General features: G+C 41.2%; 13 protein-coding genes. 9 read left to right on the forward strand and 4 right to left on the reverse strand.

Annotation, left to right across the window (positions count from 1 at the left end; all coding sequences use genetic code 11):
• On the forward strand, positions 1–200 hold a 200-nt coding region (locus WHS38_05425; protein ID MEJ5300412.1), incomplete at its 5' end, for a hypothetical protein.
• A gap of 12 nt (positions 201–212) precedes the next feature.
• Here WHS38_05425 and WHS38_05430 read toward each other — a convergent pair.
• From WHS38_05430 to WHS38_05440, 3 genes are all read right to left on the reverse strand, one after another.
• Entirely contained in the window at positions 213–2,846 is a 2,634-nt protein-coding gene (locus WHS38_05430) for a cation-translocating P-type ATPase (protein ID MEJ5300413.1), read from the reverse strand.
• Positions 2,847–3,483: 637 nt separating this feature from the next.
• Entirely contained in the window at positions 3,484–4,878 is a 1,395-nt protein-coding gene (locus WHS38_05435; GenBank protein ID MEJ5300414.1) for a sigma-54 dependent transcriptional regulator, read from the reverse strand.
• Positions 4,879–4,909: 31 nt separating this feature from the next.
• Positions 4,910–6,352, reverse strand: a complete 1,443-nt coding sequence (locus WHS38_05440; GenBank protein MEJ5300415.1) for an ATP-binding protein — start codon at positions 6,350–6,352, stop codon at positions 4,910–4,912.
• 465 nt (positions 6,353–6,817) lie between these two features.
• Between WHS38_05440 and WHS38_05445 the strand changes: the two genes are divergently transcribed.
• From WHS38_05445 to WHS38_05480, 8 genes are read left to right on the forward strand one after another with little or no spacing between them, the layout of a single operon-like run.
• Positions 6,818–7,270 carry a hypothetical protein gene (locus WHS38_05445; GenBank protein ID MEJ5300416.1) on the forward strand — a complete coding sequence of 151 codons (453 nt, stop codon included), beginning with the start codon at positions 6,818–6,820 and terminating at the stop codon, positions 7,268–7,270.
• A 19-nt stretch (positions 7,271–7,289) separates the two neighbouring features.
• Positions 7,290–8,231, forward strand: a complete 942-nt coding sequence (locus WHS38_05450) for a sulfite exporter TauE/SafE family protein (protein MEJ5300417.1) — start codon at positions 7,290–7,292, stop codon at positions 8,229–8,231.
• A 2-nt stretch (positions 8,232–8,233) separates the two neighbouring features.
• Entirely contained in the window at positions 8,234–9,028 is a 795-nt protein-coding gene (locus WHS38_05455; GenBank protein MEJ5300418.1) for a TIGR02186 family protein, read from the forward strand.
• Positions 9,029–9,030: 2 nt separating this feature from the next.
• Positions 9,031–11,592 carry a PEP/pyruvate-binding domain-containing protein gene (locus WHS38_05460; GenBank protein ID MEJ5300419.1) on the forward strand — a complete coding sequence of 854 codons (2,562 nt, stop codon included), beginning with the start codon at positions 9,031–9,033 and terminating at the stop codon, positions 11,590–11,592.
• Between the two features lie 12 nt (positions 11,593–11,604).
• Entirely contained in the window at positions 11,605–11,988 is a 384-nt protein-coding gene (locus WHS38_05465) for a response regulator (GenBank protein ID MEJ5300420.1), read from the forward strand.
• A 36-nt stretch (positions 11,989–12,024) separates the two neighbouring features.
• Complete coding sequence (locus WHS38_05470; protein ID MEJ5300421.1) at positions 12,025–12,792, forward strand: hypothetical protein; 768 nt, start codon at positions 12,025–12,027, stop codon at positions 12,790–12,792.
• An 18-nt stretch (positions 12,793–12,810) separates the two neighbouring features.
• Positions 12,811–13,683 (forward strand): universal stress protein, encoded by an 873-nt coding sequence (locus WHS38_05475; protein MEJ5300422.1) that lies wholly within the window; start codon positions 12,811–12,813, stop codon positions 13,681–13,683.
• Between the two features lie 26 nt (positions 13,684–13,709).
• Positions 13,710–14,549: a universal stress protein gene (locus tag WHS38_05480; protein ID MEJ5300423.1), complete on the forward strand. Its 840-nt coding sequence runs from the start codon at positions 13,710–13,712 to the stop codon at positions 14,547–14,549.
• Positions 14,550–14,708: 159 nt separating this feature from the next.
• Here WHS38_05480 and WHS38_05485 read toward each other — a convergent pair whose 3' ends face one another.
• A complete protein-coding gene (locus WHS38_05485; protein MEJ5300424.1) occupies positions 14,709–15,077 on the reverse strand; it encodes a response regulator in 369 nt (122 codons plus the stop codon).
• Between the last annotated feature and the right edge of the window lie 174 nt (positions 15,078–15,251).

Raw genomic sequence — 15,251 nt, forward strand, 5'->3', positions numbered from 1 at the left:
CTTGTCCATCGGCTCGCAGTTTCGTTCCACGCTTCCTCCCCACACTCGGTCACCCTCGTGCAGTTGCGCTTCCCTTCACTCGCTGTGATCAACTCACGGGAGGACTCTCACCTCCAAGAGCACGTCCATGCCGGGCGCACAATATATACTGTAGAGGCGACGCATGCGTCGCCCTTACAATTTATTACGGAGTTTTTTAGAATACCCTCAAATTATGTTCTAAAGGATTTTATCAACTTTTCCATTTCAATTGCTAATAACGGACACAAACCTGTAGCCAAAGTAAGAAACAGCTCCATATGTGAAAGGGGTGTCGTGTGAAAGATGGTATTAAGCGCTGGTATATATACCACAGCTAATTGAAGTCCCAGGGTTAACAAGACTGCTCCCATAAGGGGCCTATTAGTCAGAAAACCTCTTTTTATAATAAGCTCTTTTTCAGACCGGAGAGCGATAACTACAGCCATTCTGCCGGTAACGAGGGCTGTAAAAACCATAGTCTGCCATGGCATACCCATTTTTATAGTCACAGATTGAAATAAAAGAGTAATAAGACCTATGATTAAGCCAAAAGAAATTATAAACAATCCTCTTCCTTTGGAGAATACACCTTCTTGAGGATCTCTAGGAGGTCTTTTCATTGCGTCTGTTTCTGCTGGTTCTGCCGTAAGAGAAAGCCCCGGGAGGCTATCGCAAAGAAGATTCATCCACAATATTTGAATTGGTAGAAGCGGTAGTGGAAGACCTAAAAAGGGTGCAAGAAATATTGCCCATACAGTTCCTGCGTTGGATGTCATGGAATACTTTATAAATTTCAATATGTTGTCGTAAATTCGGCGACCTTCCCTAACAGCCTTTACGATTGTTGCAAAATTATCGTCGAGAAGTATCATAGCAGAAGCTTCTTTGGAGACCTCTGTTCCTGTAATGCCCATAGCAACGCCTATGTCGGCCTGTTTAAGAGCGGGAGCGTCATTTACGCCATCTCCTGTCATGGCAACAATGTGCCCCTTGTCCTGTAAAGCTTTAACTATCTTGTATTTATGTTCGGGGGCTACCCTTGCATAGACTCTTATTTTTTCTACCTTCTCTTCAAATTCACTCATTGATAGGTTTTCCAGTTCCCTACCCGTAATGATGGATTCCTCATCATTATTTTCAAGAATGCCAATTCTTCGGGCAATAGCTTTTGCTGTTAGCGGATGATCTCCCGTAATCATTACAGGAACAATACCGGCGGATTTGCACATATCGATAGACTCTTTTGCTTCCTCTCGTGGAGGATCTATAATTCCAATGAGACCGAGTAAAATTAAGCCACTTTCCATGTTATCTGGCCGTGAATCCTGAGGTAAATCTTTCCACTTTTTCATTCCTACTGCCAGGACTCGAAGCCCTTCCTCCGCCATTTGTTCACTGATTTTAAGGATTTCTTCCGAATCTAAAGGTAGAAAATCGTTACCCTTAAAAATAAACTCGGCTTTCTCAATTATTATCTCAGCACCGCCTTTTGTGAAGGAAACATAATTACAATCCTGGCAAAAATTATCGGTCACCTTGTGAAGAGTGGTCATACATTTTCTATCGGAGTCAAAAGGAATTTCAAGCACTCTAGGAAAATTCTGTTCCAGGTCTTCCTTTCTAAAACCAAAATGTTCTGCTATGGCATAAAGAGCTGTTTCTGTGGGATCTCCAAGGAGGTTTCCTTCCTTGTCTTTTTTTGCGTCATTACAAAGGGCGAGGGCATGCATAATTAATCTGAACGTTTCATCTCCTTGTTTTGCCCATAAATTATTTCTTGTAATGATTTTATCGTCCAGATATATACATTCGACAGTCATTTTGTTCATTGTAAGTGTGCCTGTCTTATCTGAACAGATATAAGTCACAGAACCAAGAGTTTCCACGGCGGGTAATTTTCTAATTAAAGCCTTCTGTTTAACCATCTTCTTGGCGCCAAGGGCAAGGGATATGGTTATTACGGCGGGAAGGGCTTCCGGTATTGCCGCTACAGCAAGACTGATTGAAGTAAGAAGCATAAGAATTACATCTTCGTTTCTAAGAAGCCCCATTAAGAATATTATGAAACTTATTATAAGTATTGCTATAGCAAGCTTTCTCCCAAAAATGGCGAGTCTTTTTTGAAGAGGTGTTTTTACCGTTTCCGCTTGTTGCATCATTGATGCAATTTTGCCCATTTCAGTATTCATGCCTGTGGCTGTGACGATTCCTTTGCCTCTGCCATAGGTAATGATCGTTCCCTGATAGACCATATTTTTCCTGTCGCCTAGAGGTATATCTTTTTCAAAAATCGGTTTGGTATGTTTTTCCACAGGAACTGATTCTCCCGTTAGGGTAGCCTCTTCTACTTTCAGGTTTACTGCTTCGATGAGTCTCATATCGGCAGGGACGATCTGACCAGCCTCAAGTAAAACCACATCTCCAGGAACAAGTTGGGAAGCCGGAATATTTAGGGGATTCTTATCTCTGAGGGCGACAGAAAAAGGTGCAGCAATCTTTTTCAAAGCCTCCAAAGCTTTTTCTGCTTTATATTCCTGAATAAAACCTATTATGGCGTTGAGTATTACTATTGCGATGATTGTTAAAGAGTCAGTAAGTTTTCCTACAAAACCAGCTACAATGGCGGCTCCTATAAGGACTATAATTAAAAAGTCTGTAAACTGTTGAAGAAGCATCAAAATAGGGGACCTTTTTTTCTTTTCTTCTAACTCGTTAGGACCAAATTCCTGAAGTCTTTTACTGGCTTCTTCTGATGAAAGCCCTTCTTTAGAAGAATTGAGAAGCCTAAAAATTTCATCTATTTCCATCTGATGCCAAAGTTCCATAGGTTCCATCACCTTCTTATTGTGGAGTTTCTGTTTTTCAACCTGGGAAACAATCCCTGGAGCTATTACCATAACTGGCTGGCTGATACAACTTGCATCCTTTTATTACTATGAAATACTATATTCGCCCTTTAAAGTGCCCATGTTAAGCGCTTGAGCAACTCTCAGGAATAGAAGGTCAAAAAATTTTTCACGGATTCATGGCTGAATGCTTTCTTTATGACCCATAACAAGAAAAAAGAGAAAAAGGATTTTATAATTCCCCATTTAGCAAAGAATTTCTAATCTCCTCAGTTTTTATGAGGGGGTTTTAAAATTAAAAATTTAGATGTAAATTTATTATTGGGTTCTAAGAAGAGCTGGAACGATTCCGGGGTTTTAACGCTGAAGATGGTGCCAAAATAAAATGCGGTGCGCAGCATCCACAAGATGCCGTTCAACACCTCCCGGGGATTCCTCCAGGGACGACCCCGCCTGCCGGTCGGGATGCGCTATTCTTCAGGTAAGAGTGGCTCCAACACCGCCCACTGTTCATCCGTAAGATCCATCATTCACACATCTATCGTAACGAATCATGGTAGTGGGTATACTACACACCAATTTCGGGTATTTATGAGATAACTTCTAGTTTTACTTTTCAGCGGAACAATCTGGTAAAATTATTGGTTTGATCTGGGGTTTGGATCTGCTGGTCAGGATCGCTAAGTCCGTATTTTTTCAATTTTCGCCATAGGGTAGTCCTAGAAAGTCCCAGAATTTTAGCTGCCTTACCAAGTTGATGGTTTGTAAAAGAAAGGACTTTACGAATATGCTCTTTTTCTATTTCTTCCAAAGAAGAAAGTTGGCGGTTTGATATCATGCCATATTCTTGAAGATCTGGGGGAAGATCAGATAAGGTAATAACATCTGATTCTGCTAGAGCAACTGATCTTTCTATAATATTTCCCAACTCTCTGACATTTCCCGGATAAGAATAGGACATAAGAACAGCCTTGGCTTCTGGGCTGATTCCCGCAATCTTCTTTCCAAATTTATGGCTGAATTGATTAATAAAATGCTGGACTAGCAGGGGAATGTCCTCCTTACGCTCACTTAGTGGTGGGAGATTTATCTGAACAACATTCAGTCTGAAATATAAATCTTCACGAAATTCACCTTCAAGAACTGCCTTTTTAAGATCCTTATTGGTTGCGGCAATGAATCGGACATCAAGCTGAATCGGGCGATTTCCTCCAACACGCATAATAACTTTTTCCTGAATAACACGTAAAAGCTTTCCTTGCATAGAGAGAGGCATATCCCCAATTTCGTCCATAAAAACCGTTCCGCGATTGGCGGTTTCAAGAATACCAATTTTTGTGGCCACTGCTCCGGTAAAGGCACCTCGCTCGTATCCAAACAATTCGCTCGCTATGAGTTCTTCTGTAAATCCCCCACAGTTAAAAGCTACAAATGGACGGTCTCTTCGAGGACTTTCACGATGGATCAATCGAGCCACAAGTTCTTTTCCAGTTCCGCTCTCACCTTGAATTAGAACATTGCAATCAAGGGGAGCAACTTTACGAATAAGCCGAAAAACTTCTTTCATTGGAGGGCTTATACCTATCATCTCCCCCCATCCTTCCACAGGATCAAGACGGCTTTTGAGCTGTCTGTTTTCCCGGCGAAGACTCTGCTGTTCAAAGACTTTACGGGCAAGATTTCTTATTTCTTCAAGTCTCAATGGTTTAGCCACATAATGAAAGGCTCCTTTTTTGATAGCCTCGACTGCATTACCTATGGAAGCATATCCAGTGATCATTATAACTTCTGTGTTTGGTTGTCGGATCTTAACCTGTTCCAATACTTCCATCCCATTAATACCTGGTAGCATTATATCCAGAAAGACCAGGTCATATTGAGTCACGCTCAGCTCCTTGAGAAACTCTTCGCCACTTGAAAAGACATCCACAGTGTAGCCTTCTTTTTCCAAAAGGCTGCGAAGTCGTTTCTGGACAATTATCTCATCATCAACCAATGCGACATACAACATAGATACTATTTTTCACCTCTCTTCGTTAGTTTTAATCATCATTTTCTCTATAAGCAGGCAAAACAACCGTAAACTTGGAACCTTTTCCTCTTTCACTCTCGACCTCTATTCGTCCCCCGTGCTTTTCAATTATACCGTAACTTACCGAAAGCCCCAATCCGGTTCCCTTCCCTACCTGCTTAGTCGTGTAAAATGGATCGAATATATAGGGAAGATCTTTGGGATCGATCCCTACACCGGTGTCGATCACATCAACCTTTATCCATTTCCCATCTTTAGACAAAGACGCTCGCAAAGTTAAATTGCCACCTCCGGGCATAGCTTGAATTGCGTTGATGATGAGATTGAGAAACACCTGTTGCAAGCCCTTTCTGTCTCCATAAACCAGCGGAAGATTTGGTGGAAAATCTTTATCGACCTGAATTCCTGCAAGAGAAAGCTGATTTCTAACAAGCTTGAGAGTATATTCAACAGCGGACGCAATTGAAAGGGGCTCAAACTGAGGATATTCGGAGCGAGAAAAATCTAGAAGTCCTTTTACAATTTCAGAAGCTCTATCTGCCTGTGAGATAATATCATTAATAAGGCTCATAACTTCCTTAGCATCGAGATTATGGAATTCCTCCCTGAGAGTTTCAGCTGTAAGAACAATATTATTAATGGGGTTGTTCAATTCATGAGCAATACCGGCTGTTAATGTTCCAACGGCGGCCATTTTTTTAGACTGAGCAAGCTGTTCCTGGCGTATTTCAAGCTCTCTCACCATACGGTTAAAAGCTTGAAATAGAGCTTCAAATTCTTCGGGATGAGGACCCGATTCTGGAATGGGGGTAAAATCACCACTAGCAATTTTATCCATAGCTTTTTTCATAAGAAGCAATGGTTCAACGAAAATTCTGGCTAAATAGAAGGCTATGACAATACCCAGTGCCAGGAATATTCCAATGGAGCCCAAGAAAAGGTGGATTGTTCGCTTAAAGAGTTCATCAATTCTAGATCTTTCTTCTATCTCCCAGCGTTCCGCTATACCAAGAAGTTTTTGCCCATAATTTCGAAGCGAATCTTCTAAAGCTAAAAGATCTGCTCCTGAAAGAGTCTTTTCAGAAGAGTTCATCAATTCAACAAGGATGTTTTGATATTTTTTAATGAGTTCTGGAAATTCAGCCACCGTGGAATCTTTCTTTAGTTTCATAACATCCTTTTCGTAAATCAGGTAAAGTTCCTCAACCTTGGAAGCATAATTAATTGCTTCCTGAATGCTTTTGAATTGATGGTAAAGAAAGAAGTTTTTTTCATACCGACGCATCTCTAAAAGATCGTAAAGAACGTTGTGGGTAAATTCCAAAAGTTTCAATCTATGACCAATCTCTAAGTGAGCCTGGAAGCTTAGAGCGGCAAAAACGATAACCGATGTCAGGCTAAACAAGAAAGCCGATATAATTCTCCGGCGAATTTTGAAAGGAACTTTCTCCATAATTTTTCTCCTTTTAATCCTGTCAAACCACAACGAACTTTCTTTCTGTTCTAAAGGAGCAACTTTGATACCACTAGCTGTTTACGCAAGTCTCCAGTAATATTAATTGCAGGTTTTATCAGAAAAACATCACTTGACTTTAAGAAAAGGGATCATCCTGGGACGTTTTAGATTGGTCTAAATTGATACACAGTTCACATTTAAACCCTTCAACGAATTTTTCGTTTCATTATTAAACATCTACTATCCCATGACAAATGCGGCTTATTAGCAAATATTTTTTTCAATTTTTCACCATGAAACACATAATAAGGCTTCTTAATACCAAGACAAAACCATTTCTTCAGCACTTTTTCTGCTTAGATCTTAAGTTTTTCCCGAACATATCCTGGCAAAAAGTTAAGGAACAGAAATTGAAGTCTAATCACAGTGTATATAAAAAGGAGGCTCTTACAGGTGGTTTCAATGAAGAAGAAAGTTCTTCTAGCAATTGACATGAATTACCCTACCCTGTGGGCAGCATCTTATGCTTTGCATCTCACATCTCGCCTTAACTTTGCTCTCGCTTTAATGATGGTATTTCCAGAAACTCAGCAAAATCGCCCTTTGAGTCTAGACGAAAACATCCGTCTATGGCTTAGCAGATTCAGAGAAGAATGTAACAAGGAAAACGTACCAATTGAGGTGTTTATAAGTTGTGGGGAATTTCTCGAGGAAATAGTCAGATTTTCTAATTCCAAAAGTTACGTTCAATTTATCGTAATCGGCGTCTCAAACGAAATTCAAATAGATACTCTGACAAAACACGCTCAAACCTTTCAAAATTTGCATCAACAGCAGGGGGTGGACATCCTCCTTGTATGGGCACATGGCAAAGTAAAAAGGTTAACGGAATTGTATCGAAAAGAAAACCTTTAAGAGGAGGAGGAAAACCAAAATGTCACTAAATCTCTATCTGCCTCTCGCAGGCAACAGTATCAACATTTTACTGCTTTTTGGACTAGGAGGATTAGTAGGATTCTTATCAGGTCTTTTTGGTGTAGGTGGAGGTTTCCTGATGACTCCCTTACTTATAATGGCGGGGGTCCCACCTACTATTGCAGCTGCTTCTGATTCCAACCAGATAGTTGCAGCATCAACTTCCGGAACTTACGCTCACTGGCGCCTGGGCAATGTGGACTTCAAAATGGGAATCTGCCTGCTTATTGGGGGCATCACTGGTGGAACTTTAGGAGTATATTTAATCAAAATACTTCGGAGCTTAGGAAATGCGGATTTTGTTATCAAAATTACTTACGTAGTCATGCTTGGAATAATCGGGAGCTACATGTTCGTCGAAAGTCTTCAGAGCATGCGAAAAAAATCGGTTTCAAAATCATCTAAAAAAACATCTGGTGAGCCTCCTAAGCCCTCTCTGTACACTCGGTTTGTCCAGTCTCTCCCATATCAGATGAAATTTGAAAAATCCGGTATCACGGTATCCCCTCTGTTGCCTATCATTTTAGGTGCTCTGGTCGGCATACTTGCAGCAATTATGGGCGTGGGAGGCGGTTTCATCATGGTGCCCGTTATGGTTTACATGCTCAGGATGCCCATGCATGTTGTGGTAGGAACAAGTCTTTTTCAAATACTTTTCACCTGTATCAATGTTACCATTATGCAAGCTATAGCCAACCATACTGTTGACGTGGTCCTCGCTTTCATTCTGCTCCTTGGCTCTACTATAGGTGCTCAATTTGGAGTCAAGCTCAACAAAAGGCTCAAAGCCGATCAACTCAAAATTTTACTCGCATCTATTGTCTTACTTGTAATGGTTCAAATGCTGTTAAGTCTTGCAATCACCCCAAAGCTTATTCTCAGTTACAAAGGAGGACATTAACTATGAAAAGTTTTTTCCGAAGAAAATTTTACCTGATCTTGGATATATTAATCATTCTTGCTGTGGCACCAGGTTCTCAGGGTATCTCCTTAGCAGAAAGTTTATTTACCGTTCAACCCAGCCAAATTGAAATTGGTGCTTTTTTCAATGGTGAATCTCTTTCGGTTCAAGCAGAAATTCCCTCATCTGCCCAGGCAGTTATTGAAATTATCGGGCAAAATTCTGAAGAACGCCTTATGAAAAAAGGAAGGCGTGGTGGTTTATGGATGAACGTAGGGGAGATCCACGTAACAGGCGCTCCATCCCTTTACATAGCCGCAAGTACAGAACCTCAGATTCTAGAAGATCCTCCAGAAAGTGCATCCTGGGGATATCCTGTTGTTACGAAGGAAATCAAATTTTCCGGGCAGGTAAGTGAAAATGAAAAAGAGAAACTTATACAGGATTTCCTGAAACTCAAAGAACATTATGGCGTTTATAAAATTTTACCAGCTCACATAAAAAACACCAAATTGGCGGACGGACACAAAAAAATAGACGCTGTAATTCCCACTCCTAGCTCAATAAAACCAGGAACATACAAGGTCTGTCTTACTATAATTGACCAGCCTGAAAAGCAGAAAATCGCAAAGAAGTGCCAGGATCTAAAGGTGGTTATGGTAGGATTTCCTGCAATTCTTGCTACGCTCGCTTATCAGCATAGTGCTCTTTACGGAATTATGGCTGTCATCATTGCCATTATTACAGGTTTCGCCGTAGGTTATGTTTTCAAAAAAGGTGGTGGAGGTGGACATTGACCGTGGTGTTTAGAGTAGTTCAAAATTTTTTAAATCGCTTTAAGAAACCCAAGATTGTTTCTATAGATATTGCTCAAATTTTTGAACATTTTCAAAAATTACTTCAAAATAACCAGAGAGTTATGGAACTCATTGCCGATCTCGGTGAAAAAAGCGGAGGTGAATATGTTTTCGATCGCAAATATCTTGTTGATATGGTAGAAGAGCTTCACTCACTACTTCTTCATATGGTTCAAGAATTAAACTTCATTTCCTCCAATAAATACCTAGCTCTTTACACCTCGCTTGATCGTATTATTACTCAGCTAGAGACAGAACTCAGAGGAAGGCTTAGTTTTGGTCAAGAAACGCCTATTGCAGTAGCCTTAGATAAAGCTCCTTTAGATCGTCCCGAACTCATAGGCGGAAAAGCAAATACTTTAGCAATCATATATTGCAATCTTAAACTCCCTATTCCACCCAACGGACTGGTAATTACTACTCGAGCATACCAGTTATTTCTGGAAGCTAACGCATTAGAAGACCGTATTTATGCCTTGTTGGAATCATGGGTAAATGGTGAAAGAGACGAACACAGCACTTCACGTCAGATTAGATATCACATTCTTGCCGGCATTATTCCAAAAGAAATCAGCAAAGAAATAGAACAGTGGGTTGATAAAAGGGACTTGCCAAAAAGGTGGGCTGTTAGAAGTAGCGCCTACGGAGAAAATGGAGAGCTTAGTTTTGCTGGTATCCACGAAACTATGCTCAACGTGCCCCCTAAGGAAATCCCATACGCCTACAAGAGAGTTCTTGCAAGCCTTTATTCCCCAGAAGCTCTTGTATATCGAAGAAAAATGAACATGTTGAGCGAAGAAGCAGCCATGGCCGTTATAATACAGGAAATGGTTCACAGTAAAGTAAGTGGAGTTATCCACACGGTGGACGTAAGCGGAGAAAACCCGGACAGCCTTGTAATCTATGCATCATGGGGACTTGGTCGCACAGTAGTTGAAGGAAGAGACGTCGTTGATAGGTTTATTGTGGAAAAGGTAGCACCATATAACATCCTTAAAAAGGAAATAGCTACGAAAACTATTTCTATAAAGCCAGCCGGTATAAGCGGAGAAAAAGAAGAAATGCTGACCGAGGAAAATCGAGAACTCCCTACCCTTTCTGAAAAGGACATCGTCCAACTTGTAAAATGGGCTCTGACACTTGAACGATATTTCAAATATCCTCAGGAGATTGAATGGGCAATAGACCAGAATGGGGAATATGTTATCCTCCAATCCCGCCGTCTTGTCATTCCCAGGGAAAAGGAATTCTCCCAGCAAAACATAACCACTCTTTGTGACCAATATCCTATCCTTTTTAAGGACGTAGGAATGGTGGTTCATTCAGGGGTAGGAAGTGGAGTGGTGGCAAAGATAAGCTCTGATAGTGACATGGAAAATTTCCCGGAAGGAGGGGTTTTGGTTACAAAATTTACGGCGCCATGGTTGGCTCGCATAGTCCCGAAGGCATCAGCAATTATTGCAGAAAGAGGATCCGCGGCGGGTCATCTTGCCACGATTGCCAGAGAATTCCGGGTTCCAACGCTCGTGGGAGTGGAAGGAGCTACCGAACGTTTACAAAATGGGCAAGTAATCACTGTAGATGCCAAATCCCGCATTATTTACTCTGGAAGAGTTAAGGAACTTCTTTCCTACGAACTTGTTGCCGAGCCATTTCCATTTGAAGACACACCGGAATTTAGGCTTTTAAGGAGGCTTTACCGCCGTATTGCTCCTTTACACCTGATAGACCCATCATCCCCCGACTTTACTCCTGAGGGTTGCCGGTCAGTTCACGACATGGTGCGGTTTATCCACGAAAAAGCTGTGGAAGAACTTATAAATCTTCCAAAATTACTTCAGAAAAGTAGTGGAGTCCATGTATATACACTTGAATCAGAAATTCCGCTCGGATTAAAAATTCTAGATCTTGGAGGAGGTATAGATCCCAGAGTCATAGAAACTGGCAGACTAAGACCACAGGATATCCGATCAGTCCCATTAAAAGCTCTCTGGAGCGGTTTATCTGCCCCAGGTGTATGGAGCACTGAACCTGTTTCAGTAGATTTTACGGGTATGATGTCGAGTCTTACCAAAACTCCTTCGGAAGCCTCTGCCATCACATCTCCCACTCAGTTCAATCTGGCGGTAATAAGTCAGACTTACATGAATCTTCATTTACATCTTGGATACCATTTCAACATGATAGACACCAGAGTAGAGCCTGATTCCTATCACAACTATATTTATTTCAGATTCGTCGGCGGGGTAACGGATAATGCTCGAAGATCAAGAAGAGCTAAATTGATAAGCACTATTCTTTCCAGATATCATTTCAAAGTAGATCTTAAGGAAGACCTGGTAGTGGCGCGAGTATTGCACCTCGGTGAAGAAGACATGATACGACGTCTCCAGATGCTTGGTAGACTTATCGGATTTACCAGACAGCTGGATATACAGTTACAAAGTGATGAAGATATAACAAATTTTATAAAAGCTTTTTATGAGTTTGAATATTGCCATTAAGGAGGAACACCAATGGAAAGACCACTGAAAATTTTAATCTTAGATGACGAACCCATAGTTTGTAAAAGGCTTCAGCCGGCTTTAGAGAAGCTCGGCTATGAAGTGGAAAGCTTTACTGACAGCGTCGAAGCTACCAGACGCATCCAGGAAACATCCTACGACATTGTTATAACAGACCTAAAAATGAAAGAAATTGATGGCATGAGGTTTCTCGAAGAAGTCAAAAGCCGTTATCCAAAAACCGAGGTAATAGTGATCACTGGTTTTGCCACAATGGAGACGGCAAAACAATCCTTCCGAAAAGGGGTATTTGACTTCATTGCTAAGCCATTCAAGCTTGGAGAACTTCAAGAGGTCGTCAACCGGGCGGCAGCAAAAATCCGAGGAGAGTCATAACCCCGAAACACTTAGAAATTTGCGAAAGGAGTAATTATGATCAAAACACTTGTCTCAATAGAAGTGGATCTTGCATCAAATATGGCAATAAGATACGCTTGTCATTTAGGTAATATTATCCCCATGGAATTATATCCTGTTTATGTTAAGTATCCCGAATTCCCTATAACTGGCGCGGGATGGGCTCGACGCACATGGGAACGAGAAATGATAACAAAAGGACGAGAAGAAATTCAAGAAATGCTGGAAGCGGAGATGGATTCATGTCCCGTGCTTAAAGAACCTCGAGTTGTTTATGGTGACAGAGATACAGAGCTTTTGAAAATCCTGGAAGAAGAATCCTTCGATCTTTACATTGAAGGAGCTCCTTATCCCTTTAACCCTACAACTATTACCCAAAGACTTCACCGAAAACTTTATGAGCGAATCAATATCCCTTTCATATGGCTAAGAGTTATAAAAAAAGTTAATCAAATCCTGGTATTGGCTAACCATGAAAAGGCTGTTAAAACTATCGTGCCGGTTATATCCAGGCTGATGTCAGGCTCCCGCATCCCAATACATCTAGGAATCCTGAACAAAAATGTTGCAGAAGCCGTTGCTACCGCTAAAGATGAATTGATCAATGCCGCTCATGATGTAGCCATCAAAGAAATAATTGAAGCTGCACCCCAGGAAGTCACAAAAGACTACGGGATGGTAGCTGCCAGTATGGAAAGAACTATCAAAAAAGACCATCCATTCCTCCAGTGGATTGCCCAGGTAAAATCTCCCATAGCAGTAATGTTAGCAAACACCACGTAAAACAAAAGGAGGAAGGTCATGAAAATATTATTCGCCTGTGATGAACACCCTTACAGTAACTTTGCTCTGAAGGAAGCTATGCGTTTAGCTTATAATACATGGGCAGACGTTACGATCCTGGGCATTATACCTTCAATGCCATCAGATTCAACCCTTATGGAAAGCCACCCCATAGTGCGAGCTCTTACATCATATCGGCAGACTTTTCTGGAAAATTCGCCTTCGGAGGAATCCCCCTACGAACCCAAGCTCTGGCGTTATGAATGGTTTCCCCTACAAAAAGGAAAGCTCTGGGAGGAAATGCTTATAAAGAAAGGTGCCAAAAGGGATCTAAGAGTAAGAATCAGAGCGGGTAATGAAGCAGACGAAATAATTGAAGAAGCTCAAGAAGAAGGAAGCGATCTCATAGTGATTGGATGCACAGGGGGATCTCAATGTATCTGGCAAAACGCTCCTTCCGTTCCTCAAAAGGTTGTAAACGAAGCTTCTTGCTCCGTGCTTCTTGTCAAGGAAAATCAGCCCATCACTCGTATTCTCGCCTGCCTTGACCAAAGCTACATAAGTCAGGACTCTCTTGAAATGATCAATCAGATGGCAACCATACATGGAGCCTCACTGCAACTAATTGGACTAACTCAAGAAGGAACCATGAAAAAAGATGTGTATCGAAGACTTATAGAAATCGGCGATTATTATGAAGATAGAGAAATCCCCGTTACTACTCAACTCACAGAAATCACTGAATTCGAGGGTTTTATCGAAAAGGAACTTCGCCAGGATCTTGTGGCTCTATGGATGGGCAAAAAATCTCTTCTAGATCGTTTCTTCCCCAGGGATTGGGTGGGGCGTTTTGTCAGTAAATGTCAAACATCGGTTCTTGTGTTGAGATAAATAAAATATGCAAGTGAGGTGTTGCCATGATGAAAATTTTAGTAGCCGTAGATAAGACAGAAGAATCCCAATTAGCTTTGCGATATGCTTGCCACTTAATGGAGCATTTCCCCGCTCATGTTGACGCATTATACGTAAAACCGGACGTTATAGATATTATCGCTGAAGGGGGCGGATATATGCCTTTTGCTTCAAGAAGCGATGTGGAACGAGAAATTGAAAAGGAAGCAGAAAAAACCATCGAACAGATCATCGAATCATGCGAAATCTGCCTTGGTGGAAAGATTCCGTGTAATCCTCTGGTGGCAGTTGGCGAACCGGCTGAAGAGATTCTGAGAGTAGCTGATGAAGGAAATTACGATATGATAATACTGGGTGCTCAGAGTCATTCCGGAGTTCGAGAACTACTGCTTGGAGCCGTGCAAGCCAAGATACTTCACCATGCAAAGCAACCTGTTCTAATTCTTAGAAATTTCCGCCCCATTCAGAAAATTATGGTAGCTTATAGGGGGTCTCAATGTGATCAGGGAGCATTAGAATTCATTGGTCGTATGTTTGCCGAGAAAAAACCCGAAATTACCATAATGCACGTCCAGGAAACCAGTTGGGGAGAACCGGATGAATTCGCCGAAACATGTCTCCTGAAAGGTTATCAGACTCTCAGCAAATACGGCTACACACCAATAAACAAAAGAACAAAGGGAGATTTCGTAGAAGAAATTCTAAAAGCGGTTGCTGTGGAGCGCTATGATCTCCTAGTGTTGGGAGCCTATGGACACAAACAACCAAAATATATTCAGCTTATAAGTGACGAAGCTTTAAACCTTGTAAGGCTTACAACCAGACCTGTACTGGTTTACCGGTAAATGTTGATATCATGAAAAACTTAGAGCTAAAGTCAAAAAACCGAAAGCCAGGGGCAGGACTCAAACCGGCAATTATTCGAGAGTTCTGCCCCAAAAGTCTTGAAACCGGGCTCGGGTATAAACTTTAGCCCACTCAGGGTAAAATCAGACTTGACTTCCCTAATCGAAAGACTCCTTTGCTTCAAGTGCCATAGCAATTTTCTTCTTGAGTTCCGTCAAATCGAAACTTTTTACCACATAAAAATCCGCCGCCATGGATTTAGTATCTTCTTTAAAAGTGTCATAGGCTGTAGAAAGTATGACAGGAAGATCGTAGAATTTAGCTCGAATATCCTGAAGTAGATCCAAGCCGTTGTAATCGACCATCTTTATGTCAAGCACGACAAGATCCGGTTTTTCCTTTTCAATAAGTTCAAGGAGTTTATATCCACTTTCGGCTGTTATGACATCATAGCCTGCATCTCGGAGTTCTTCCGAGTATAACAACCTGATGTGCTCTTCATCATCCACGACGAGAATTTTTGCCATTTTAACAACCTCCGTATATTTTTAAGCTGCCGAGCGGCACTCAAAAAGAGAATTCCACAAAACCTCTCGTTATTATTTCTAAGTCCAATAAAGTTTATCGGGTATTAAGTTCTGTCATAGTGAGTAATTTTCCCAAAAAACAGAATCATATCGTAAGTAAAGACCTTTCCACCA

The sequence above is a fragment of the Thermodesulforhabdaceae bacterium genome (assembly GCA_037482015.1).
Taxonomy (GTDB): Bacteria; Desulfobacterota; Syntrophobacteria; order Syntrophobacterales; family Thermodesulforhabdaceae; genus JAOACS01.